Origin of the sequence: Phytohabitans flavus, from assembly GCF_011764545.1 — a bacterium.
In the GTDB taxonomy this organism is placed as follows: Bacteria; Actinomycetota; Actinomycetes; order Mycobacteriales; family Micromonosporaceae; genus Phytohabitans; species Phytohabitans flavus.
This window is the reverse complement of sequence record NZ_AP022870.1, coordinates 7903074-7926088: the sequence shown is the minus strand read 5'-3', so window position 1 is coordinate 7926088 and position 23015 is coordinate 7903074. Positions and strand designations below refer to the sequence as shown.

The 23015-nt window shown below is 72.5% G+C and carries 19 protein-coding genes, 1 pseudogene and 1 riboswitch; of the genes and pseudogenes, 6 read left to right on the top strand and 14 right to left on the bottom strand.

The genetic code is table 11. From position 1 onward, the window contains the following. Positions 1–10 precede the first annotated feature (10 nt). Positions 11–397: an FHA domain-containing protein gene (locus tag Pflav_RS44255; protein ID WP_197938817.1), complete on the bottom strand. Its 387-nt coding sequence runs from the start codon at positions 395–397 to the stop codon at positions 11–13. Positions 398–484: 87 nt separating this feature from the next. On the opposite strand from Pflav_RS44255, the gene Pflav_RS44250 reads away from it, so the two are divergent. After that, positions 485–694: a hypothetical protein gene (locus tag Pflav_RS44250; RefSeq protein ID WP_197938816.1), complete on the top strand. Its 210-nt coding sequence runs from the start codon at positions 485–487 to the stop codon at positions 692–694. A 40-nt stretch (positions 695–734) separates the two neighbouring features. Here Pflav_RS44250 and Pflav_RS35050 read toward each other — a convergent pair whose 3' ends face one another. From Pflav_RS35050 to Pflav_RS35005, 10 genes and pseudogenes are all read right to left on the bottom strand, one after another. Next, positions 735–2030 (bottom strand): VWA domain-containing protein, encoded by a 1296-nt coding sequence (locus Pflav_RS35050; RefSeq protein WP_173041001.1) that lies wholly within the window; start codon positions 2028–2030, stop codon positions 735–737. Next, positions 2027–3001: a PP2C family protein-serine/threonine phosphatase gene (locus tag Pflav_RS35045; RefSeq protein ID WP_173041000.1), complete on the bottom strand. Its 975-nt coding sequence runs from the start codon at positions 2999–3001 to the stop codon at positions 2027–2029. Before Pflav_RS35045 ends, Pflav_RS35050 begins: the two co-directional genes overlap by 4 nt. Continuing rightward, positions 2998–5283, bottom strand: a complete 2286-nt coding sequence (locus tag Pflav_RS35040) for a serine/threonine-protein kinase (protein ID WP_173040999.1) — start codon at positions 5281–5283, stop codon at positions 2998–3000. Before Pflav_RS35040 ends, Pflav_RS35045 begins: the two co-directional genes overlap by 4 nt. Next, a complete protein-coding gene (locus Pflav_RS35035; protein ID WP_173040998.1) occupies positions 5280–6488 on the bottom strand; it encodes a hypothetical protein in 1209 nt (402 codons plus the stop codon). Before Pflav_RS35035 ends, Pflav_RS35040 begins: the two co-directional genes overlap by 4 nt. Before the next feature lie 2 nt (positions 6489–6490). Continuing rightward, complete coding sequence (locus Pflav_RS35030) at positions 6491–7468, bottom strand: glutamate ABC transporter substrate-binding protein (RefSeq protein ID WP_173040997.1); 978 nt, start codon at positions 7466–7468, stop codon at positions 6491–6493. Then, the gene (locus Pflav_RS35025) at positions 7465–8802 is read right to left on the bottom strand and encodes a hypothetical protein (RefSeq protein WP_173040996.1); all 1338 of its coding nucleotides are present in this window, start codon (positions 8800–8802) and stop codon (positions 7465–7467) included. Before Pflav_RS35025 ends, Pflav_RS35030 begins: the two co-directional genes overlap by 4 nt. Positions 8803–8853: 51 nt before the next feature. Next, positions 8854–9639, bottom strand: a complete 786-nt coding sequence (locus Pflav_RS35020) for an ABC transporter ATP-binding protein (RefSeq protein WP_377307566.1) — start codon at positions 9637–9639, stop codon at positions 8854–8856. Beyond that, on the bottom strand, positions 9636–10709 hold the full coding sequence (locus Pflav_RS35015) for a FecCD family ABC transporter permease (protein ID WP_173040995.1): 1074 nt from the start codon (positions 10707–10709) through the stop codon (positions 9636–9638). The genes Pflav_RS35020 and Pflav_RS35015 overlap by 4 nt, the downstream gene beginning before the upstream one ends. Beyond that, entirely contained in the window at positions 10706–11644 is a 939-nt protein-coding gene (locus Pflav_RS35010; RefSeq protein WP_173040994.1) for an ABC transporter substrate-binding protein, read from the bottom strand. Before Pflav_RS35010 ends, Pflav_RS35015 begins: the two co-directional genes overlap by 4 nt. Positions 11645–11729: 85 nt before the next feature. After that, a riboswitch (cobalamin riboswitch) is annotated at positions 11730–11883 on the bottom strand. Positions 11884–11912: 29 nt separating this feature from the next. Further along, positions 11913–13768: pseudogene (locus tag Pflav_RS35005) on the bottom strand (M14 family zinc carboxypeptidase). A gap of 158 nt (positions 13769–13926) precedes the next feature. Here Pflav_RS35005 and Pflav_RS35000 point away from each other — a divergent pair. Together Pflav_RS35000 and Pflav_RS34995 are read left to right on the top strand one after the other, a co-directional pair. Continuing rightward, positions 13927–15264 carry a C39 family peptidase gene (locus Pflav_RS35000; protein ID WP_173040993.1) on the top strand — a complete coding sequence of 446 codons (1338 nt, stop codon included), beginning with the start codon at positions 13927–13929 and terminating at the stop codon, positions 15262–15264. A 58-nt stretch (positions 15265–15322) separates the two neighbouring features. Next, positions 15323–15745 carry a PPOX class F420-dependent oxidoreductase gene (locus tag Pflav_RS34995; RefSeq protein WP_173040992.1) on the top strand — a complete coding sequence of 141 codons (423 nt, stop codon included), beginning with the start codon at positions 15323–15325 and terminating at the stop codon, positions 15743–15745. Here Pflav_RS34995 and Pflav_RS34990 read toward each other — a convergent pair. The 3 genes from Pflav_RS34990 to Pflav_RS34980 are packed head-to-tail and all read right to left on the bottom strand — an operon-like array spanning position 15742 to position 16993. Beyond that, positions 15742–16005, bottom strand: a complete 264-nt coding sequence (locus tag Pflav_RS34990; RefSeq protein WP_173040991.1) for a DUF4229 domain-containing protein — start codon at positions 16003–16005, stop codon at positions 15742–15744. The two genes, Pflav_RS34995 and Pflav_RS34990, sit on opposite strands and share 4 nt — an antisense overlap. A gap of 9 nt (positions 16006–16014) precedes the next feature. After that, complete coding sequence (locus Pflav_RS34985; RefSeq protein WP_173040990.1) at positions 16015–16437, bottom strand: hypothetical protein; 423 nt, start codon at positions 16435–16437, stop codon at positions 16015–16017. A gap of 40 nt (positions 16438–16477) precedes the next feature. Further along, positions 16478–16993 (bottom strand): hypothetical protein, encoded by a 516-nt coding sequence (locus tag Pflav_RS34980; RefSeq protein WP_173040989.1) that lies wholly within the window; start codon positions 16991–16993, stop codon positions 16478–16480. Between the two features lie 95 nt (positions 16994–17088). Here Pflav_RS34980 and Pflav_RS34975 point away from each other — a divergent pair, with 95 nt between their 5' ends. The 3 genes from Pflav_RS34975 to Pflav_RS34965 all read left to right on the top strand — a co-directional run bounded on the left by Pflav_RS34975 (position 17089) and on the right by Pflav_RS34965 (position 22966). Continuing rightward, on the top strand, positions 17089–18825 hold the full coding sequence (locus tag Pflav_RS34975; RefSeq protein ID WP_232072267.1) for a C40 family peptidase: 1737 nt from the start codon (positions 17089–17091) through the stop codon (positions 18823–18825). 240 nt (positions 18826–19065) lie between these two features. Beyond that, positions 19066–21402 carry a hypothetical protein gene (locus Pflav_RS47690; RefSeq protein WP_173040988.1) on the top strand — a complete coding sequence of 779 codons (2337 nt, stop codon included), beginning with the start codon at positions 19066–19068 and terminating at the stop codon, positions 21400–21402. 193 nt (positions 21403–21595) lie between these two features. Then, complete coding sequence (locus tag Pflav_RS34965) at positions 21596–22966, top strand: DEAD/DEAH box helicase (RefSeq protein WP_377307576.1); 1371 nt, start codon at positions 21596–21598, stop codon at positions 22964–22966. The last annotated feature ends 49 nt before the right edge of the window (positions 22967–23015 follow it).

Here is a 23015-nt window from a genome sequence, read left to right as displayed (position 1 = left end):
GCGGCTGCGGTCAGGCGGGTTGGATTGTCAGGGCGGTCCAGGCGCCCAGGTATACGACGTCGCCGTCCTTAAGGGCGACCGGCACGTTGGGTTCGAGGGGCTCGGAGTTCGGGTCGTTCAGGTACGTGCCGTTCGCCGACTCCATGTCTACCACCGCCCAGCCGCCCTCCTGCGGGACCAGCAGCGCGTGCACGTGCGAGACGCCCGGGTCCTCGGGCGGGCCGACCAGGTCGATGTCCGGGTTGACGCCGCGGGAGCGGCTTCGCCGGCCGATGACCATCTGCTGGCCGGTCAGCGCGAACCGGCGTTCGGCCACGAAGCGGGGCATGGCCAGCGAGCCGGCGTCCTCGCCGCCCATCGCCTTGACCACCTCGAAGTACGCCGCGTCCGCGCGCACCACGACCTCCCACGAGACCGCGGCGGAAGCGGAAGGAGTGGCCGGCGGCGGCGGCGAAACCGGGGCCGGAGAAACCTGGGGGCGGGAGTGGACATCGCGGAGACCGGCGGGGCGAGCAGAAAGTCGTACCCGTCCTCCTCGCAGAAGCGGCCGGTCTTGGGCGTCCCACACACCGGGCAGACTTCACCGGACGGCGGCGGTGACGAGGTGGCAGCAGCGGTAGGTGTAGGGGTGGGTGCCGGCGAGGAGGCCGGCGTGGGTGCGGCGCCCATCCTGGCTCCGCAGACCTCGCAGTAGTCGAGCGTCGCCGATTCGTGGCCCTTGGGGCAGGTTGCCATCAGCCCTCCTCCGGCTGCTTCTTCTTCACGCGGACCGTCTTGGTGCTGCGTACGTTGGTCAGCTCGGCGTCGACGCCAGCGACCTGCTTCTTCAGGCGCACGGTGCCGGTCGGCGCGTCCACCACGTCCACGACGCGGGCCAGCAGCTTGGCCGTACCCTCGTGGCCGGACTCGTTGGCGAGCTGGACCGCGCGCCCCAGCTTGGCCGTCGCCGTCTCCGCGTCACCCTCGTCGCGGGCCTTGAGCCCCTCCTGGATGACCGAGGCCAGCTCGGCCTGGCCGGTGTAGTGGGCGACCTGCGGGTTGATCTTCGTGGAGAGCGCGGTGTCGTCGGTCCAGCGGGCGAGCACAAGCTTCTCGGTCAGCACCGAGCCGCCGCTGACCAGGCTGAACCGGGCGGCGAGCACCTCCTCGCCGATCGTGTCCGGCTCGACCTCCACCGAGATGTGGTAGTCGCGGCTCTCCGCGCCCCACGCGCCGGTCGGGTAGTCGCCGATCCGGGCGCTGACCTCGACCTTGCGGCCGGTGAGCTCTTCGACCTGCGGGAACACCTGCTTGACGAAGCGGATCTTCGAGCCGGCCGGGGTCCACACGCGCAGCGAGACGTCCGCGACCGACTTGCCCATCGCCGCCTCGGTCATCGAGCGGAACGCGGCGGGCAGCTCGGACGGGTCCTCCAGGCCGTCGGCCGTGCCGAGCAGGGTCGAGGCGACCTTACGCAGCTCGGTCGCCACCCAGTCGGTACCGACGCCACGGCTGTCGCAGATGAACTTCCCCTCGCACGCGTCCAGCACCCGCTGGAGCTCGGCCGGCGTCTCGTGCTGGTTCTGCCCGTCGGTCAGCAGGATCGCGTGCTTCACCTCGGCCTGCTGACCGGCGAAGAGGTAGTTGGCGAGGTCGAGCCAGCGGCCGATGGCGGTACCCCCGTCGGCTCGCAGGCGGGAGACGGCGGCCTTGGCCTCGGCGCGGGTCTGCGGGTTGGCCGGGACCATGCGGGTGTCGCCCGGGTAGATCATGTGGGCGCCCGCGGTACCGGCCACCACGGCGAAGGCCACGCCGTCGCGGAGCGTGTCGATCGCGACGGCGGTCGCCTTCTTGGCTTCCGCGATCTTCGTGCCGGGCATCGCCATCGAGCCCGACGTGTCGACCAGGATGACCTGCGCGGCAGTCAGCGCCGTGGAGGCGTCGCGCAGGTCGCCGCCCTGCGCGGTCACCGTGACGATCGCGTCGACGACGCGGCCGCCCTCGGGCAGGTACTCGTTCTGGTCGACCTCGGCCGTGAACTGCGCGGTCATGCGGCGGATCCTCCTAAGGCAGGGAAGGAGAGGACGGCGACGGCGATGTTGTCGTGCCCGCCGCCTTCGAGGGCCACGGTGGTCAGGTGGCGGGCCACCTCGATGGGGCTGCCGGTGGCGGCGGCAGTGAGCTCGGCGGGGTCGGACAGGTAGTGGTGCAGGCCGTCGGAGCAGAGCAGCAGCCGCCCCTCACCGCTCGGCCGCAGCGTGACCACCTGCGGCTCGGCGTCGTCGGAGTCGGCGCCCAGCCACCGGATCAGCGCCCGCGACGTGGGGTCGGCGTCCACTGTGGCCGGTGCGGGACGGCCGGCCGCGAGCTGCCCGGCGATCGAGTCGTCGACGGTGAGGCAGGCGGGCTCGGCGCCGAGCCAGTACGCCCGGCTGTCGCCGATCCAGCCCACGGTCACCGCGTCGGGCGTGACGACCCCCGACACGTATGTGCAGCTGGGCGGGGTGTCGCTCTCGTCCGGACCGGCGGCGGCCCGAGCAGCCTTCGCAGCGGCATGCGCGGCCAGCGCGGTCGCCTCGGCGGGATCGGCGCCGGCGGTGAGCGCGTCGAGCAGCGCGGCGACTCCGGCCTCGGCCGCGCTAAGTGAGGCAGCGTCGGAACGGGTCGAGGTGGACACCCCGTCGCAGACCACCGACACCAGGCCGCCGTCGTACCGGCCGATCACCACCGCGTCCTCGTTGCGTGGCCGGCGCCGGCCCCGGTCGGTGACCGCCGCCACCGCGCTCAGGTCCAGCTCCGCATGGTCCCGCCCGACCGAGCGGCGCCGGCCGCAGTTGTCGCAGTAGGGCTCGGTGCCAGAATCGCCACAGCCGGTGCAGGCCAGGCCCGCGCGGGAGGAAAGCGAGACTGTCGGTACCGGCATGACGGGCGCGGCCTCGCCGGTGACCAGGTTGCGCCCGCACACCTCGCAGAACCTGTGCTCCGGCTCGCTCGGCGGGCCGTGCTCCGGACAGACCCTCATACGAGCGTCCGAGGGCGTACGGCGTTGGCCCGGTCGACGAGCGCGATCTTCGTGTCGGGGTCGCGGGCGATCTGGGCCATCGTGCGGTACGCCCGCTCCAGCCCGAACCGCAGCCCGCGCTCGGACAGGTCGTGGCCCAGCACCCGCGCGCCGGCCGGCAGGCGGTGTGGCGGCAGGTTGGTGGCGGTCAGCCAGGCGAGGACGGCCTCCAGCATCTCCACGGTCAGCCGGGCCTGCCGCTCCACGTCGAGCCCCAGCCGCTCAAGTCGCCCGGAGGCGCGCAGGAGGTCGTCGGCGTGGGCGATCGGGCCACCCTTGTGCAGGCTGGCCCGCACGGCTGCCACCTGCGCGGTCACGTGGTGGCTGGAGCTGTCCGGCACCTGGTCGAGCACGGCCAGCGCGCCGCTGCGGTCGTCGCTGCCGAGCAGGATGCGGGCCATCCCGAACGCGGCGCTGATGAAGCCCCGGTCGACCCGCCACACCCGGTCGTACAGCCGGAGCGCCGCCTCCTTGTCGCCGGTGCACTCCATCGAGGCGGCGAGCGCGAGGCGGGCGGCGGGCTCGCCGGGCAGCTCGCCGTAAACGGCGTCGAACGCGACCCGCGCGTCACCCGCGCTGTCGCCGGCCATCGCGGCGATGCCCCGGTACCAGTCGACCCGCCAGTCGAACGGGTCCGTGGCGGCCAGCTCCTCCAGCCCGGCCGCGGCGCCGGCGAGGTCACCCGCCTCGATCCGGGCGCGGACCAGGCGGAGCGAGACCTCGGTGCTGCGTACCGGCGGCGACTCCAGCTGCCGTACCAGCTCGGCCGGGTCGGTGCTGCTGAGCGTGGCGAGGAAGCCGGCGCCCGGGTCGAGCACGTCCACCTGCGGCAGCGGCAGCGCGGCGGCCACCCCGGCGGGCTGGAGCTCGACCGGTATCGCCTCGCCGCTCACCTCGCCCGCCCCGGTGCCGAACGCCCGCCGCTCCGGCGTGAACTGCCGGGACACCACCGGGCGCGGCACGCCGTCGTTCGCCGAGAGCACCTCGCGGAGTACGCCGAGCAGCTGGTCGCTCATGTCGGCGGCGGTCTGGAAGCGCCGGTCCGGGTCGCGGTGCGTGGAGCGGACCAGGAGCCGGTAGTACGACTCCTCCTGCGCGAGGAGTGGCACGCCGGCGCGGTCCGGCAGCTTGCCCGCGTACGTGGTGGAGAAGCCGCGGAACTCGAAGCTCAGTACCGCCAGCGACCGCCCCACCGTGTAGATGTCGGCGGCCACCGAGGGCCCCACGTCGGCCACCTCGGGCGCCTGGTAGCCGGGCGTGCCGTAGACCGCGCTCACATCGTCGTCGACCCGGCGTACGGCACCGAGGTCGATGAGCTTCAACTGCTCCTCGGCGTGGATCACGTTGTCCGGCTTGAAGTCGCAGTACAGCAGGTCACGGCCGTGCAGGTAGCCGAGCGCGGGGAGTACCTCCGCGCCATACGCGAGGACCTCGGCGAGGGGCAGCACCCGCTGGCCCTCGGCGCGGCGGGCCATCAGCATGTCGCGCAGTGACTGGCCGCCCACGTACTCCATGACGATGTAGCCCACCGGCACACCGGTCTTCGGGTCCGGGTGCTGCACGAAGTCGTGGATCTTCACGATGCTGGGGTGGTCGATCTCGACCAGATACCGCCGCTCGGTCACCGCCGCCGCCATCGCGTCCGCGTCAGCCGTGTTGATCAGTCCTTTGAGGACGACCCAGCGGTCGCTGACCGAGTCGCTGACGTTGCGGTCGCGGGCCAGGTAGATCCAGCCGAGGCCGCCGTACGCGAGCGCGCCGAGCACCTCGTACCGGTCGTTGATCAGGTCGCCCTGGGACAGCCGGGGCAGGAACGAGAAGGGCGTACCGCAGTTTTGGCAGAAACCCTCGCTCCGGCCGGGCTTGCCGTCCCGACCGCGGCCGACCGGCTCCTCGCACTTGCTGCAGTAGCGGCGCGACTCGGAGACCTTGGGGTCGCGCATGACCGCGGTGGCCGGGTCGCGCAACGGCACGCGGGGCAGCTCGATGAGGCCGGCGCCCAGCCCGCCCCGCGAGGCGCCACGGCTGCGGCCGGAGCCGCGGGTCGAGCCCCGCCCGCTGATCGTCGGCACCGAGCCGGGCGTCGTGGCCACGCTCACCGGTGTCGCGGTGGACGCCGGCGTCGCCGAGGACGCTGGCGTGGCCTGCGCCGGCACCGCACCGGCCGGCGCCCGACGCCCGCACTCGTCGCAGTAGCCCTCGGCGCCATACGTGCCGGAGCAGCCGGGCCGGACACACCTCATGGGTTGCCCCTTTCCGTGAGCTGGTTGAGGTAACGCTGATAGGCGACCACCGCGCGGGTGGCCGCGGGCAGGTCGCACGGACTCGTGTAGAGCAGGTCCTGGGCGGCGCGATGCTTGGCGGCGAGCTCCTGGTGCTCGACGAGCCCCATCCGGCCGGCCCGCGCGCGGTACGCGTCGAGCCGCCCACGCAGCTCGGTGCGGCGCTGGAGCAGCCCGTCCGCCGCCTCGTACAGGTGGGCCGCCTGCTCCATCGCCTGCGACACCGAACGTTCCACGATGGACAGCTCGTCGGCCAGGCGCAGCCAACGCCCCTCGCGCTGGAGCTGCCCGAGCTGGGCGAGGTGCGCGCGCAGCCCACCCACCGCGTCCGGCACCGGCGGCAGGCCGGCATTGGCAATCTTGGTCAGCGCAAGATCGCAGACCTTGCGCGCCCCCGCCTCCGCCTCGGCGACCTCACCCACCGCGATGGTCAGGATCCGGAGCTTTTCCGGGTACGCGGTGCGCAGCTCCGCCAAGCCGGCGATCCGTCCGGCAAGCGCGTCGATCTCGGACACCAGCGCGGGTGGCGGGCCGCTCGCGCCGATCGGGTCGCCGAGCGCCTCGGCCTGCGCGTCGCCGAGCTTGCGCGCGAGTCCGTCCACATCGGACCCCCGGAGCGCGTCACCGCCCAGGTTCGCCGCGTCGGCGCTCGCCTTCGCCAGCGTGGCGCTCGGCTGGGCGTACAGCGCGGCGATCCGGCCGCTGGCCGCCTCGACCTCGCTGAGCGCGTGCACCACCTCGGCGGCCACGGTCTCCAGGTCGTCGGCGAGCCCCGGCACGGTCTGCCACGAGGCCGGCGTACCGGCGGCGAGGGTGTCGAGCACCATGCCGGAGGCACTCAGTCCCACGATCGGGTGCCGCAGCACCGAGGTCAGCACGCGCAGCTCGCTCTCGCCGGGCCGCGAGCGCTCGGCGCGCACCGCCTTGGCCCGGTCGAGCTGGGCGCCCAGCGCGGCGAACTGGGACCAGAGCACCTCGACCGCCGCCAGCACCTCTTTCGCCACCTCGGCGGTACGGCCCCGCAGGCCACCGCCGCGCAGCAGCACAAGGGCCGGGTGCGCGTCCATCACGAACATCGCGGCGGAGATCCGGTCGTACACCGCGACGAGCCCGACGATGGCCCGATCGACCTCGTCGCGGCTCATCGGCGGCGGCGTCGTCGACACGGTCAGTCCCGATATTGCGGCGCGGGCGGCTGCGGGGTGGAGCCGAGCGAGGAGAGCCACGCGTTGTAGAGGCGGGTCCAGGTGCCGTCCGCGCGCATCCGCTCCAGCACCCCGTTGACAAACCGCACCAGGTCGACGGACTCCTTCTTCACCGCCATGCCGTACGGCTCCTCGGTGAACCGGTCCGGCAGGATCTTCGTGCCTCTGTCCTGCTCGGCGAAGCCGGCCAGGATCGCGTCGTCAGTGGAGACCGCATCCACCTGGAGCTGCTGGAGCAGCACGAGACAGTCGAGCGCGTCGGGCGCCGACACGGGCACTGCGTCGGGCGCCTTGGCCGCGATGTTGCGGATCGAGGTGCTGCCGGTGGCCGCGCAGACCTTTTTGCCGGCGAGGTCCTTGATCCCCTTGATCGGCGAGTCGCGGGTGACCATGATGGCCTGCCCAGCGGAGAAGTACTCGGTGGAGAAGTTGATCCGCTCCCACCTGTCGCAGTTCATCGTCATGCTGCGGATGACGACGTCGACCCGCCCCTCCTGGATCGCCTTCTCCCGGTCGGCCGTCGTGATGGCGCGGAAGAGCACCTTGTCCGGGCTGCCGAAGATCGCCTTGGCCAGCTCGCGGGCCAGGTCGATCTCGAAGCCGACCAGGTTGCCGGTCTTGGGGTCGCGGTACCCGAACCGGAAGTTGTTTTGGTCGACGCCGACCACGAGCCGGCCGGCCTGCTGGATGCGCGCCATCGCGGAGCCGGATGGCATCCGTCCGGCCGCGGGCAGCGCGCCGGTCGGGCGGTAGCTGGCCCGAGGGTTGCACGCACCGGCCGCGGCCGCGCTGCTCGTGGGCAGCACCGCGGGATCCTGAACGCCCACCGGGCGGGCGGGCTCGGCCGGGTTGGCGCCGGGCGGCGGGGTGTCCGAGCCGCCGCATCCGGCGAGTACCAGCGCGGACAGCAGGGCCACTGCCACTGCGAGCCGCGCCCTCATCGGTACTCCGCAAGGCGGCGCTGGATGCCGATCGCCGCGCCGAGCACGAGCAGCGTGGCGAGCAAACCGATACCGATGTCGGCGCCGGCGAGCGAGCCACCCGCGCCGCGCACCTCCTGCCGGAACACCTCGCTGTTGTGCTCGATCGCGGCGCCGAGCCGCTCGTCCAACCGGCCGGCGATGCTCGCTGTACTTGTCGGCTCGCCGCCGACCGAGGCCGTGACCGCCTGCGCGTACTGCCCGTCGTTGTCCAGCTGCCGCACTTGCTTGTGCGCCGAGTCCCAGTTGCGCGCCTCGGTCAGCGCAGCCGCGAGGGCATCCCGGGTCGACGCGTCGGCGTCGCCCGCGACAAGCAGGCCGCCGGACCTGTCGTCGCCGGCCAGCCGGTCCATCATCTTGTCGTAGTCGGTCTCGAAGGCCTGGCCGTTGCCCCGCGCGACAAGCGTCAGCGACTCGTCGGCCCGGGCCTGGAGGGCGGCGATCCGGGCGTCGGCGAGCCGGGCCACCTCCTCCGAACCCCGGTCGTGGCTTGCCTCCAGCCGCCCGGCGGCCACCAGCGCGGAGAGGCCGAGCCACAGCACCACGGCCACGGCGGCGACGGTCGCGACGACCAAACCCACGTTGAACACGCGGTTGGTGCGCCGGGTCAGGAAACGCTGGACCACCACGAGCGCGGCGATCGTGAGCACGCCGAGCGCCACCGCGAACCACGGGAACGCGCCCGCGTCGTCGCGCGCCTCGTCCAGCTCGGCCGAGACCGCGTCGTACAGCTCCTGCGCCGCCGGCAGCAGCCGCTCGCGCATCACGCCGGACGCCTCGCGCAGGTACGCGCCGCCCACCGGCACGCCCTGGCGGTTGTAGACCCGGGCGGTCTCCACGAGGCCGGTGTAGACCGGCAGCTGCGCGGCGATCCGGGCGACCGCGTTGGCACCCCGGCCATCGCCCGCGCCACCGCCGGACACGACCGCGAGCGCGGCGGCCGCGTCGGCGATGTCGGCCTGGTAGCGCTCGCGCAGTGCCACCGGCTCCACGCCACCGGTCAGGAACGCGCTCGCGGCGGTCGCGTCGGCGTCGGAGAGAGCGCGGTAGAGCTGCTGGGCGGCCACGGTCAGCTCGCCACTGCGCGCCACGGCACCGTCGACGAGGTCGGCCCGCTGCCGAACCCCAACGGCGCCCGCGACGCCGGTCGCCAGGCCGAGCACGACAAGGGCCGCCGTGGCGAGCACGAGCCGGCCCGGGGTCCCCCGGAATCGTCCCGCGGCCCGCCTGCGTAGTCGGGCCACGGGTGCGACGGCAGGTGCCCGGGTCGCCGGTTCACGTACGAGAGTCGTCACCGTCACACCACCTCGGGGATCAAGGTAGCCAACCGCGGCAAGGCTTAGGGGTCAGGCGCCGCTCGCGGTCGAGCGTACCGGTACGACGAGCGGGCCGTGATCGCCCTCGATGACCCGGACCCGGGCGCCGTAGTGGGTCGCCAGCAGTTCCTCGGTCAGTACCTCCCGCGGAGTGCCGCTCGCCGCCACCCGGCCGCCCGCGAGCAGGACCATGCGGTCCGCGTACTCGCCGGCGATCGACAGGTCGTGCATGGTGGCCAGCACCGTCAGCCCTCGGTCCCGGCGCAGCCCGTCGACCAGGTCCAGCACCTCCTGCTGGTGGCCGATGTCGAGCGCGGTAGTCGGCTCGTCGAGCAGCAGCAGCGGGGCGCCCTGGGCGAGCGCGCGGGCCAGGAAGACGCGCTGCCGCTCGCCACCGGAAAGCGTGGCGAGTTCGCGGCGGGCGAAGCGGTGCAGGTCGAGCCGGGTCAGCACTTCGCGAGCGGCGGCCAGATCGGCGGTGGATTCCCGGCCCAGCGGCGGGACGTAGGGAGTGCGGCCGAGGAGCACGTAGTCCAAGACGGCCATGCCGGCCGGCACCACCGGTGACTGTGCCACTGTCGCCACGAGCCTGGCCCGCTGTCGACGGGAGAGGCGCCCGGTGGACGTACCGAAGATGGAGATGGCACCAGCTGCGGGGAGCAGGCCGCCGACGGCGCGCAACATGGTCGATTTGCCGGCGCCATTGGGTCCGATGACCGCGACCCACTCACCGGCGGCGACCGTGAGGTCGACGCCGTCCAGGATCGTGGCGCCGCCCAGGGTGACCCGGACGCCGCGCGCTTCCAGCGCGTTCACAGGCTGACCCGCTTCGTGGTGCGCAGCACGAGCACGAAGAACGGCGCTCCGAAGAACGCGGTGACCACACCGATGGGGATCTCCGCCGGGCTGGCCACAGTGCGCGCGACAAGGTCGGTGAAGGCGAGGAACGCGGCCCCGAAGAGCACCGACAGCGGCAGGATCATGCGGTAGCTGGCGCCGGCGAGCAGCCGCACCGTGTGCGGCACAATGATCCCGACAAACCCGATCAGGCCGGACACCGAAACGGCCGCGGCGGTGCCGAGGCTGGCGGCGGCGAGCAGGATGTACCGGGAGCGCTGCGGGTGCAGGCCCAGGCTGGCGGCCTCGTCGTCGCCGACCGACAGCACGTCGAGCTCGCGGCGGAAGAGCAGGAGGACCGCGCCGGTCACCAGCGCGTACGGCAGGATGACCAGCACGTCGTGCCACCCCGCCGTGGCCAGCCGCCCGAGCAGCCAGGAGTACACCTCGCGGATGGCGTCGACGTTGCGCTGCATGACATAGGTCTGGCCGGCGGCGAGAAACGCGGAGACCGCCACGCCGGCGAGGATCAGCGTGGCCGGGGAGCGGTCGCGGCCACCGGCGACGCCGAGCAGGTACGTGAGCGCGACCGCCCCGACCGCACCGGCGAACGCGGCCACCGGCGTGGTGAGCGGCAGGCCCGAGGTCACGTCACCGCCGGAGGTGCCGGAGCCGATCCGGAACGCGATGACGGCGGTCACCGCCAGGCCGGCGCCGGCCGCCACGCCGAGCAGGTGGGGATCGGCCAGCGGGTTGCGGAAGACGCCCTGGTAGCACCCGCCGGCGAGGGCGAGCATCGCGCCCACCAGCAGTGCGAGCACGACACGAGGCAGGCGGATCTGGGTGACGATCGCGATCTCCCGCTCGTCCAGCCCGCTATGCATGTGTACGCCCGGGATCAGGTTGAGCACCTCGGCCGCGACGCTGCCCGGTGGCAGGCTGACCGGGCCGAACGCCAGGCCGGCGATGGCCGCGACGACGACGGATACGACGCCCGCGACGATCCAGCCGGCCTGGCGCTCCCGCGCTGCCCGTAGGGCCTTGCTCACACGGGTGCCTTGGCCACCGCGTCCGTGATCGCCTTCACGAGGTCGACGACCCTCGGCCCCCACCGGGAGGCGATGTCGTCGTCGAGCTGGATCACGTTGCCGTTCTTGACCGCGGTGATGCTCGCCCAACCAGTGCGCGCCTTCACCGTCTCCAGCGACTGCTGGCAGCACTTGGTGTCGGCCAGGAAGATCAGGTCCGGGTCCACCTTGACCAGCCCTTCGGCCGAGAGCTGCGGGTAGCCGCCCTTCTTGCCATCCGCATCCGAGGGGTCGGCCACATTCTCCAAACCGGCGAGGGAGAAGAGCGCACCGATAAACGTCTTGCTGGTGACCGAGTAGAGCGTGGGGTCCAGCTCGTAGTAGTACGTGAGCTTCTCCGCCCGCTGCGGCACGTCCTTGACCAGCTTGGCGATGTCGTCCTTCATCCGCTGCACGGTGTCGGCCGCTTCCGTGGGGTGCCCGGTGAGCGCGCCGAGGTCGTTGATCTGCTTGTACGAGTCGTCAAGCGTGACCGCGCTGGCCGCCAGGTACACCGGGATCTTCAGCGTGGTGAGCTGGTCGACCACCTTGTTGGTGTCGTTGGAGATCACCACCAGGTCGGGCGACTTGGCCGCGATCGCCTCGGCATTGGGCTGGAAGCCGGACAAGTCCGACTTGGGCGCGTCGGGCGGATAGTTTGAGTTGTCGTCTACCGCCGTCACCTGTGCCCCCGCCCCGATGGCGAAGAGCATCTCGGTCGCGCTGGGCGAGAGCGACACGATCTTCTCGGGCCGCTTGTCGAGCGTGAGGCTGCCGACGGTCACGGGGTAGGTCGCGGCGTTTGCGGTCGCCTCGCCGCCCCCGCTCGGCTCGCCGGTGCTGTCGTTGCTGGCGCACGCGCTCATCGCGATCGCCGCGGCGGCCGCGATCACGGCCGCTGTGATGCGTCTCTTCATGGTCCTCCTGTCGGTCGAGGATCTGGTGCTTCGCCGACAAGAGAGGGGTCGCCGCTCCGCCCGCGAGGCGCCCTTCCTCGAGAGCGCTTGTTCGCGACCGTCCGCAGGCGACCTGGCTAGTCCGTCCGGTTTGCACCGGTACGGCATCACAGTTGCGGGACAGCTCCGGTTTGGGCACCGGATTCGCTGCGGCCGATCGCCTGCGACGGTACCCCAGGTCAGATGGGCCCGGACCGTACGGCCCGGGCCCATCCTGTGAGAACTCCGCTTACGCGGAGGTGATCGTCACGTTGTCGACCGCGGCCTCGACCAGGCTGGCGCCGGAGGCGTCAGTTGCCTCGATCAGGATGCGGATCGACTGCCCGGCGTACGGGGTCAGGTTCGCCGTCGCCGTCGCCCACGAGGCGTTGCGGTTGCTCGCCGCGCCCGCTTGGGTGAGGACCGCCGTCGTGCCGCCGGCGTGGACCACGCTGACGCGCAGGAAGTCGGCGGACGAGGCGTTCGTGCCGTGCGCCAGGTACCAGGCGAACGACATGGACAGCGTGCCGCTCGACGGGAGCGTCACCGCGGGCGAACGGACGCTGGTCAGCCCACCGTCGATGTCATGGTCGCCAGCGCTCGCACCGGCCAGCGGGCCGGTCACCAGGTCATTGCTGCCGGCGAACGGGACGAGCTGCTTCGCGCCGCTGGAGTTGGTGGCCTGGGCGGTGCCCCGCTGCCACTGGCCCAGCGTCGCCGTGTCGGTGCCAGACGGGTTGACCGTCCACCCGGTGTTGGTCTCGAACGTGTCCGACCACACCGTCGTGCCGCCGCCGGTGCCGCAGTACTGGGCCTGCTGGCCGGTCGCGCGGTACGGGCAGTCGGCGTACTCACTGAGGATCAGCACCGCCTCGCGGTTGCGCGAGGTCTGCGCGGGGATGACCTCGTCGGGCGGGTAGAAGCCGCCGCCACCGGACGAGCCGGGGTACATCTCGAAGGTGTACGCCCAAATGCCGTGCTGCCCCACATCCAGTCGATGCTGTCGCCGTCGGTGATGTAGAGGTCAGAGGACTGCTCCGGCGTGTACCCGTTGGTGGCCGCCATCTGCTGCCCGATCGTGCGGAAGACCGCTTCCTGGTCGGCGTTGAGCCCGGGCGCGGTGTTCGCCGTCGTGTAGCCGAAGGGCCAGAGCACGAGCTGCGAGTACGTGTGGAAGTCGATGTTGGCCTTGATCTGCTGCACGCCGCCGACCACCCGGCTGTTGACGAAGTCGCGCAGCCGCTGGGTCTCCGGCGCGGAGAAGGCAGACGGGCCGCGGTACGTCTCGGAGCTGGTCGTGCCGGACGAGCCGCCGCAGCAGCCCCAGTTGTAGGACCAGTTGCGGTTGAGGTCGGTGCCCACGTTGGACGAGCCGGAGTTCGGCTGGCGGTTCTTGCGCCAGGAGCGGTACGCGCCGGTGGCGACGTCGTACTCGCTGCCATCCGGGTTGACCGTCGGCACGATCCAGATCTCGCGGCCGTTGACGATGTTGGTGATCCGCGAGTCCGAGCCGTAGCTGTCCGTGAAGAGGTTGAGCAGGTAGATCGCCATCTCCACGGTCAGGTGCTCGCGGGCGTGCTGCTGCGAGTTGAAGAGGATCTCCGGCTCCGACTCGTCGGTGGCGACGTTGTCGGAGATCTTGACGGCCATGATGTCGCGGCCCTCGTACGAGTTGCCGAGCGAGATCCGGCGGGCGATCGACGGGTGATCGGCCACCACCTGGTTGACCACCGCGTTGAGCTCGGCGTAGTTGTGGTACGCCGAGTCGGCCGGCGGGAAGTCGAACGTGGTCACGCCGCCGGGTGCGGGGACCGGTACCGGCACCACCTGGAAGCCGAGCTTGCGGATGGCGAGCACCTCGGACTGGATCGCCGAGACGTAGATCTTTCCGTGCTCGATGTAGTCGATGGCCGCGCCGGTACGGGCGATGGCGTCACGGTCCGCGAACGTGCGCGGCCCGATCACCGTGTACTGCGCGGCGACCTCGGCCGTCTTCGGGCCGGGATCTGGCTTGGCGCTGCCAGGGCTGCTGGTGACCAGCAACAGCCCGGCCGCGAGGGCGGCGACGAGGATGACCGCGCGGCGCGGCCTCAGACGAATGGACAAAACGACCTCCTGGGGCTGGGGAGATCCGATGTGTACTGATGAAAACTGCACCACATCCGGGTCCTCGGACCCTCATTCCAATGTGGTCGTCACGTTGACAAAGATTTTCCTCGTGCCACACTCTGGCGAAACTTCCCTTCAAACGGGATAGTGGCGACATGGTCAGAACCACCGCCGTAGCCGTCACGGCCCTCGCCCTGCTTGGCGCCGCGACACCGGCCGTCGCCGCCCCCGCGGCAGCCGCCCCGGCCGGAGGAGCCATCAGCCACGACGAGCAGATCACCTTCCAGCGCTGGTCCACGTACCAGGACTGGCGCGGCGGCACGCACCAGGGCACGGTGGCCCTGCCGGGTGTGCGTACGGGCATCACGATCGGACGGCCCGCCGGCACCGTCGACTACACCGACCCGCACACCGGCGGGGCGAAGACGTGGGCGTACGCGACGTGGACGTCGCCGGTCCGCACGGCTGGCTTCGACGCGAGCGAGCTTGTCGCCTCGTGGAACGCGGAGACGCCGGCCGGCACCTGGATCCAGATCGAGATGCAGGGCACCTACAACACCGGCGACCACACACCCTGGTACGTCATGGGCCGGTGGGCCTCCGGCGACCAGGACATTCGCCGTACGAGCGTCAACCGGCAAGGCGACCCGTGGTCCACGATCTGGACCGACACGTTCTCCATCGACGACGTGGCGGCCGGCGTGCTGCTGCGCGACTACCAGCTGCGCGTCACCCTGTACCGCGCGCCTGACCAGTGGCGCTCGCCCCGCGTGTGGATGGTCGGCGCGATGAGCTCCTTCGTGCCGGACCGCTTCACGGTGCCGCCGAGCAGGGGCCGTATCGCGTGGGGCCGCGAGCTGCCGGTGCCGCGCTACTCGCAGAACGTCCACGAGGGGCACTACCCCGAGTACGACGGCGGCGGAGAGGCCTGGTGCTCGCCCACATCCACGGAGATGGTGGTGGAGTACTGGGGCCGGCGCCCGTCCGACGAGGACACGTCCTGGGTGGACCCGACCTACCCCGACCCGACCGTCAACCACGCCGCCCGGATGGTCTACGACTACGCGTACGACGGCGCGGGCAACTGGCCGTTCAACACCGCGTACGCGGCATCCTTCCCCGGGCTCGACGCGTTCGTCACCCGGCTGCACTCGCTGGACGACGTGGAGCGGCTCATCCGCGCCGGCATCCCAGTGATCACGAGCCAGTCGTTCCTGGCCAGCGAGCTGGACGGGGCCAACTACGGCACCTCGGGCCACCTCTTCGTCGTGGTGGGATTCACGGCCGAGGGTGACGTGATCGTCAACGACCCGGCCTCGTCATCCAACGAGGCGGTGCGCAACGTGTACCCGCGCGAGCAGTTCGAGACCGTGTGGCTGCGCACCAAGCGGATCAACGCGTCCGGGGGTGTCTCCGGCGGCTCGGGCGGCATCGCGTACCTGATCAAGCCCTGGTGGAAGGCCTGGCCGCAGGTGGCGGGCCTGCCGAGGTAGGGGTGCGGGACTCGCCGCCTGTTGGCGGCGGGCCCGTCCGCGGTGTATTCCGTTGACCATGACTGACGTGTTCCCGCCGGAAACTCACGCCGACCTCCTCGAACGCCCCCTCTTCGCCCACCTCGCCACCGTCCGCCCCGACGGCTCGCCGCAGAGCAGCGTGATGTGGTTCGAGTGGGACGGCAAGCGGATCCGGATGACACACACGAAGACCCGCCAGAAGTTCCAGAACCTCAACCGCGAGCCGCGGATCGCGCTCTCCATCACGGACCCGGAGGACGGGTACCGCTTCCTCGAGGTGCGCGGCGTAGTCGAGGCGATCGAGGACGACGACGCCGAGGCAGGCTTCTACAAGTCGCTCCAGTACCGGTACGGCATGGACTACCCGATCAAGGACGCGGCGGTACGGGTGATCATGACGATCCGGCCGACCTCGTTCGTCGCGGTGGTCGGCGGCGGTGTGGTCGCGCGGGTGCCCTAGTCCTCGCGCTTCGGCTCGTCGTCTCCTGCCAGGGCGGCGCGCAGGCGGTCCTTCTCCGCCTGCCGCCGCTCGGCCGACGCGGCCATCTGGTTGGCCACCTGGTCACGCAGGCCGCGTAGCAGGATGAACGAGAAACCGGCCGACGCGATCAGCGCGATCGCCAGCTTGATGAAGATGTCGAGGTCGATCGGAAACAGCGCGGCGAAGACAGCCGCGAAGAGTCCGACGCGAGCCAGGGTGTACTTGATTACCGGGCTCATGCCCATCCCCTACCCGGTCCGGTGGTCCAGCCACCGGATGCCGTAGAACCAGATCAGCGAGTACGCCAGCGCGAACGCCGCCGCGGCGGCCGAGCCGGACCAGAGCGGCGCCGCCTCGTTGAGCAGGCCGGCGACCAGCAGCCCCAGGGTGATCGAGACGGCAGCGCCGACCAGCGCGACCACCACCCGTGCGGCGCCGTACGACCAGGCCCGGAACTCCTCGACGAACACCCAGGCCGGCAGGATCACGGCCAGCCAGCCGGAGGCCCGGCCGAAGTCGCCGAAGCCGAGCAGGGAGAAGACGCCGTCGAAGACGAGCAGCGCGAGCACGCCGATGACCAGGCCGGCCAGGACCAGGCCCAGCAGGTCGGTCACGGCGAGGATCCGCCCGTCGGCGTCGCGCTTCGGAAAGCCACTCTGCGCCTCAGTCATGACCCATTGAGGGTACTGCCGGGCGCGGTGGGGTCCGTCCTCAGGCCCAGACCTGCTGTGGGGTGGCTCGGCGCTCGGCCAGTGGCACCGGCGGGTCGTACTCCCGGACGACGTTGTCCTCCGCGTCCCGCTCGACCGGACGGAAGCCGGCGTCCCAGATCAGGTGGAGGATCTCGTCGCGGTCGGCGTCGGGCGGGGCGATGATGTCGTCGACGCCGAAGTTGAGGGCGAGCTGGGCCAGCGCGGTGGTGTGGTCGGCCGTCGAGCAGCTCACGTGGCGGGGGCCGATGATCGCCAGGCGGGCGACCGCGAATCGGCGGAGCACCTCGGCCGGCGCGGGCGCCGGGTCCGTCGACGCGGTCACGCTGTCGGAAACCTGACCATCGCCGATCAGGAACGTGACCCGGTCGCCGTGGTGGGCGGCGCGGCGGTCGTCGGCCAGCCGCCCGAGCCATGCGAGGTCGTTGGCGGCTGCCAATTCCTCGCTGTCCGGGCCGGTGAGCCGGTCACCTGCGTAAACACGCTCTTCGATCTCTTGCCTGCGGGCCGCGTCCATGGCTTTGAGCCTAGTCACCCCTTACGTAAACGAGCTCTCAGGTACCTGTTACCTGCTCTCCAATCGACATCGTTGCTCCAGTGCGGTAGGACAGAATGGGTACGCGAGCGGCGGGGAGATGTGCATATGGCGAAGCGCAAGGGCAGGCATCAGGCGCGCCCGGACGGGTACATCAGTCCCGTCCTCCGGCCACTGGCCTGGTCCGCCATGCTCGGCGCCGCTGCGGCTGCCGCGCTAGCGGCCCCGGCCTATGCCGAGCCCACGCCCAGCACGGTCCCCGACGCGGGTGCTCGGCCCCTGCCTGCCGGCTCGTTCCAGCTGCCCGGCGCCAACGTGCCGCCCCCTGGCAGTACGTATACGCCGCCCCCTCGGCCACCGGCCCGCTGGCCGCCCAGATCTACAACGCCGAGACCGAGATCGGCCTGCTCAGCGAAGACCTGCTGAAAAAGCGGGAAGAGCAAGCGCAGGCGCGCACCGACCTGGCGATCGCCCACCGGCAGCTCGACGAGGCGCGGGTCGCGGTGGCCGAGGCCGAGGCAGACGCGGAGAGCGCTGCCGCCCAGGCGATCAAGGAGGCGGCCGAGCTGCCGCCGGGCGCGTTCGGCTCCGACCTCCACGGGCTGAGCGAGCTGGGCCGGATCCAGCGCGGCGAGTCCTCCACGGCCAAGAGCGACGCCGCCGAGCACGAGGTGGCCCGGGCCAAGGACGCCGAGCGGGTCGCCCAGGAGGCGTACAACACGGCGCTTGGCAAGGAGCAGTCGCTCGTCGGGCAGTTCAACACGATCGAGGCGACGCTCAAGACCAAGGAAGCCGCTCTCGCGGAGGTCAAGGAGCGCAACTCGGCCCAGCTCGCGGTTATCGAGCGGGAGCGCGAGGCGCAGGAGGCCAAGCTCAGCGAGGGCTTCCTCAACGCCGACAACATCGCCGGGATGGCCGCCGACCCGCGCGCGATCAAGGCGGTCAACTTCGCGCTCGGCGAGCTCGGCAAGCCGTACGTGTGGGGGACCGAGGGGCCGAATACGTACGACTGCTCCGGCCTGATGTGGGCCGCGTACCGGTACGCCGGCTACCAGCTGCCCCGGGTCTCCCGCGACCAGTACGCGGCGACCCGCTCGCGGAGCGTGTCGACCAGCGCGATGCTCCCCGGCGACCTCGTCTTCTTCAGCTCCAATGGCACCGCGAGCGGCATCCACCACGTGGGGATGTACCTCGGCGAGGGCCGGATGGTCCACGCGCCTAACAGCCGGGAGAAGGTCAAGGTCTCCACGGTCTGGTATTCGCGGCTCTTCGCGGCCACCCGGATCTACGGCGCGGTCCCCGCTCCCCCGGACCTGCCGCCCACCGCGCCGCCGACGAACCCCCCGTCCACGACGCCGCCGCCCACCACCAACCCGCCCGCGACGACGCCGCCCACCACCACGCCGCCGACGACGCCGCCGCCCACCACGCCGGGCGAGCCGACCACGCCGCCGGAGACCCCGCCTCCGACCACGCCAGGGGAGCCGACCACCCCACCGGAGAGCCCGCCCCCACCACGCCGGAGGAACCGCCCCCGACGACGCCGACGCCGACGCCCGACCCGCCGAGTCCCCCGGCCGAGGAGCCGTCGTCCGAGCCCCCGGCGACCAGCACCAGCGAAGCCGCCCCGGCCACTACCGAGGCCCAGCCCGATGTGCCCGCTTCGTCCGACTCTTCCGCCGGAGCGAGCACGGCTGGCTGACGGGTCTGTCCGCATAGTGGACGGCTTGGGCCGTAGGAAGTGGGTTGTGGGCCAGGTAGCGGCCCACAACCCGACTCCGGGTGTCCGGGCGCCGGGCGATGTGGCACGGTAAAAGCTGAAGGACGCTCCGGTCCGGACGGCACCGGTCCGGTGCGGCGGGGGAGCGGGAGGCGATGATGGACGAGCGACAGGATCCGCCGGCCGCCGGAAAGGCCGGCGAGCCGACAGGGCTCGCGGCTGAGCTGCCACCACTACCTCCGCCACCGCCCGTGGGCACGACACTGCCCGAGCCGCCGTCGGAGCAGCTGCCCGAGGCGTATGAGATGCCACCGCCCCCACCCGAGGGCGCGCTGTGGCCTGGCTTCGCCTCTCCGGCCGCGCCTTCTTCCGCCCCGCCAGCGCCCTCGTCTGCGCCACCCGCGGCTCCGGCTCGCGCATCCGCCTCCGTGAGCGGTCCGCCGGCGGCCTCGTCCGCCCCGGTCAGCCCGCCGGCCACGCCCCCGGCGGTGTGGCCCGGCCCGGCGCAGGTGAGCTCTCCACCCGCCCCCGCATCCGCATCCCCGCCAGCCGCACCCCCGGCGGTGTGGGCCGGCGCGGCGCAGGTGAGCGCGCCGCCAGCGGCAGCCGCGCCGGCGCCCCTGCGGATCGTGCCCGCCTGGAGCACCCCGACCCCGAACGAACCGCCCCAGCCGGTCCCACCACCCCAGCCGGTGCCATCGCCCCGGCCGGGTGTCGTCGGGCGTGCCTCGGTCTCGGGCTCCGCCCCGCTCGCTCCAGCCGACCTCGCCGCCCTGCCGACACCGCCCGCCGCCGGCCGCACGTACCGGGCCGGCGAGTCGAGCGCCTCCCCGGCCGCACCGAGCGTCCCGCCGGTCATGCCGCCACCCAGCCCACTCGCACCGGCCTCCGCTCCGCCGGCACCCGTCTCCGCGGCACCGGCCTCGTCTCCGCCCGCACCCGTCTTTGGCACGCCGGCCTCTCTTTCGCCCGCGCCGACCTCCGCCCCGCCGGCCGCCTCCATGCCGTCCGGGCTGCCGGCCTCCGCCTTCACACCGCCATCGCCCACGGCGGCCGCCGCCTCCGCTCCGCCGGCGGCCGGGCTGCCCGCGCCGGTGAAGTCGGCGGTCCCCGGCCCGCCGCTGGAGCGGCGCCAGCCGAAGAGGCCGCAGACCGACTCGCCGTGGTCGGCGTTCGAGGTGCCGTGGCGCGACTCCGCCCCCGCCGCCCCCGGGACGCGCAGCCCGAAGAGCGGGAGGCCCAGCCGCCGGAGCCGCCGCCGGTGCGGGAGACTCCCGCCTACTCGGTGCCGTCCGCCACCCCCACACCGCCGGGCGGGGCGCTGACGCCACCGGTTCCTCCCGCCGCCGTGCAGGCAGAGGCGGCCGAGCCGGAGTACCTCGTGCCACCTCAGCGATCCGCGCCGCGCGGTGACTCGCTCATCTCCGCCCTGGGTGCCCGCGCCCGGGCGAGCGTGCCGGGTGCGGGCCAGGTCTCGGCCGCAGAGGCGGCAGTGGCCGCGCAGCCCTCGGCCGGCCGTGCCCGCGTCTACCGTGCCGGTACCCCCGATCCCGAGCAGCCGGAGCCGGGCGAGCCGCCGCCCGGCCCGCCCGCGCCGGAGCCGCCGGGTCCGGGGCCGGCGCCCAACCCGTTCCCGACGCCGGAGCCGGCGCCGCCGGTGCCGATCCCGCCCGTGCCGGGGCCGCCCAACCCTGCGCCGACGCCGGGGCCGCAGCCGCCGGAGCCATTGCCGCCGTTTCCGCCGCCACCGCCGGTGATGACGGTCCCCCAAGTGGTGCCAGCCCCGCCGGGCACACCGGTCCGCGGTGCGACGACGCCGTTCACGCCTCGCGGGGCGGCTGCGCTGCCAGCCGTCCCGCCCTCGCCAGGGCCGCCCGGGGTCCCGCCGCACCTCGCGCCGCCGGCCGCCGCCGCGCCGCCGCTGGGGCCGCCCGCTGTGACGCCACCGCCGTACCTCGCACCGCCGCCGCAGGGCGCACGGCCGCCGCTGGAGGCCATGCCGCCCCACCCGGCGCAGGCGTCACACAGCCCCCTGCCGCCATATGCGGCCGCGCCGCCGCCACTCACCTCGGCGCCATCGCCGGCCGCGCCACCGCCATCTGCCGCACCGGTCGTCCCGGCGCCCGCGCTGCCGACCTGGCCGCCGGCTGGCAACCCGACCGCGCCCGGGCGCTGGAGCGCCGTCGACGCGCCGCCCCCGGTGAGCGAGGCGGCCACGAGCGCGCCGCCGCCCCCGCCTGCTCCCTCGCTCTTCTCCCCGCCGCCCGCGCCTCCGCCGGCACCCGTGGAGCCGCCGCCCGCGCCCACCAGCGCGCCGCCCACCTCGGCGCCACCGGTCTCCACCTCAGCGGAATATGGGGAATGGGCCCGCGGCCAGCGCGGCAGGGGCGATCAGCCGCCACCTGGGACGGTCTACGGTGCCTCGGGCTCCGGGCCAGGTCAGATGACCATGGCCATCGCTGGGGCCAGCCCGCTGGAAAACTCCGGCTCGCTGACCGGCCACATCCTCTCCCAGGGGCGCTCCGACGGGCCCACCTCGGCTGGAAACACGGCCAAGGTCTTCCTCGTCATGGCTCTTGTGTTGGGAATCCTCGTGGCGGTCGGGGCGTTGGTCGTACTCGTAAGCGGAGATACCTTCTCCAGCCTGTTCGACAGCTTCCTCAAAAGCTGACCCCGGGTGAGCCTCCCCACGACCGGGCATATCCGTGTGCCGATACGCCTGGCTGCCCGTACACTTGTCGAGTTCTACCGACCCGGCGCGCTTGATTTGCGCGTCCTTGGGCGTTCTTTGGGGCGATACACGGCGGCTGCCCATTAGCCGCGGCGGGGCCACGCGAAGAAGCGCCCCCCGCTGAGAGGTTTACTTGACCACGTTCGCTGATCCAAGCACGTTCCCATCCGCCTTCGAGCCCTCCTCCGAGCAGACCTTCGCCGACCTCGGCCTGCCAATGCCCCTGGTGCGCGAGCTGGACCGGGAGGGCATCTTCACCCCGTTCGAGATCCAGGCCGCGACCGTCCCCGACGCGCTGGCCGGCCGTGATGTCCTCGGCCGTGGCCAGACCGGCTCGGGCAAGACTCTCGCCTTCGGGCTGCCGCTGCTGGCGCGGGTCGCGGAGGGCGAGCGAGCCCGCTCGCGGCGTCCGCGTGCGCTGATCCTGGTGCCGACCCGTGAGCTGGCCATGCAGGTCGCTGACGCGCTGCGACCGCTCGGCAAGGCGCTGAGTGTGTTCCTGGCCACAGCCGTCGGCGGTGTGCCGTACGACCGGCAGATCGACTCGCTGCGCCGCGGCACCGAGGTCCTGGTGGCCACGCCCGGCCGGCTCAAGGACCTGATCGAGCGCGGCGCCTGCTCGCTCGACGACGTCGCCATCACGGTGCTCGACGAGGCCGACCAGATGGCCGACATGGGCTTCCTGCCCGATGTCACCGAGCTGCTCGACAAGACGCCGGAGGGTGGCCAGCGGCTGCTCTTCTCGGCCACGCTCGACGGCGACGTCGACACGCTGGTGCAGCGCTTCATGAGCGACCCGGTGACCCACTCGACCGCTCCGCCGGTCGCGACCGTCACCACGATGGACCACCACCTGCTGCTGATCCCGCCGCACGACAAGTTCGGTGTGACCGCCTCGATCGCCGCCCGCGAGGGCCGCACGATCATGTTCGCGCGCACCCAGATGGGCGTCGACCGGCTGGTCGGGCAGCTCGCCGCGGTGGGCGTGCGGGCCGGGGCGCTGCACGGCGGCAAGACGCAGCGGGCACGCACCCGCACGCTCGCCGAGTTCCGCGAGGGACGGATGAACGTGCTGGTCGCCACCGATGTCGCCGCCCGCGGCATCCACGTCGACGGCATCTCGCTCGTCGTTCACATCGACCCGCCCAAGGACGAGAAGGACTACCTGCACCGCGCCGGCCGTACCGCGCGGGCTGGTGAGTCGGGCGCGGTGGTCACGCTGGTCCTGCCCAAGCAGCGCAAGTCGACGCTGGCGATGCTCAAGCGGGCCGGTGTCGAGGAGCCCGGACAGATTCGGGTACGCGCCGGTGACGCCGCGTTGGCCGAGGTGACCGGTGCCCGGGAGCCCAGCGGTGTTCCCGTGGTGGACGAGCCCACGCCGCCGCCGGCACGCCGCACCGACCGCCCGCGCGGTTTCCGCCACGACGGCCGTCCCCGCGGGGATCGCCCGCAGGGCTTTCGCCGCTCCGGTGGCGACCGCCGGCCAGCCGCACGTACTCACTGAGTGACGGTCATGGGTTCCACCCCTGCGGTGGAACCCATGATCAGCGGTG

Coding starts and splice junctions, on each gene's coding strand:
- Pflav_RS34985 (WP_173040990.1), bottom strand. CDS start 16,437: ATGACTGAGGCGCAGAGTGGCTTTCCGAAGCGCGACGCCGACGGGCGG.
- Pflav_RS35045 (WP_173041000.1), bottom strand. CDS start 3,001: ATGAGGGTCTGTCCGGAGCACGGCCCGCCGAGCGAGCCGGAGCACAGG.
- Pflav_RS34990 (WP_173040991.1), bottom strand. CDS start 16,005: ATGAGCCCGGTAATCAAGTACACCCTGGCTCGCGTCGGACTCTTCGCG.
- Pflav_RS35010 (WP_173040994.1), bottom strand. CDS start 11,644: ATGAAGAGACGCATCACAGCGGCCGTGATCGCGGCCGCCGCGGCGATC.
- Pflav_RS35030 (WP_173040997.1), bottom strand. CDS start 7,468: ATGAGGGCGCGGCTCGCAGTGGCAGTGGCCCTGCTGTCCGCGCTGGTA.
- Pflav_RS35050 (WP_173041001.1), bottom strand. CDS start 2,030: ATGACCGCGCAGTTCACGGCCGAGGTCGACCAGAACGAGTACCTGCCC.
- Pflav_RS35040 (WP_173040999.1), bottom strand. CDS start 5,283: ATGAGGTGTGTCCGGCCCGGCTGCTCCGGCACGTATGGCGCCGAGGGC.
- Pflav_RS34980 (WP_173040989.1), bottom strand. CDS start 16,993: ATGGACGCGGCCCGCAGGCAAGAGATCGAAGAGCGTGTTTACGCAGGT.
- Pflav_RS34995 (WP_173040992.1), top strand. CDS start 15,323: ATGACTGACGTGTTCCCGCCGGAAACTCACGCCGACCTCCTCGAACGC.
- Pflav_RS35000 (WP_173040993.1), top strand. CDS start 13,927: ATGGTCAGAACCACCGCCGTAGCCGTCACGGCCCTCGCCCTGCTTGGC.
- Pflav_RS34975 (WP_232072267.1), top strand. CDS start 17,089: ATGGGTACGCGAGCGGCGGGGAGATGTGCATATGGCGAAGCGCAAGGG.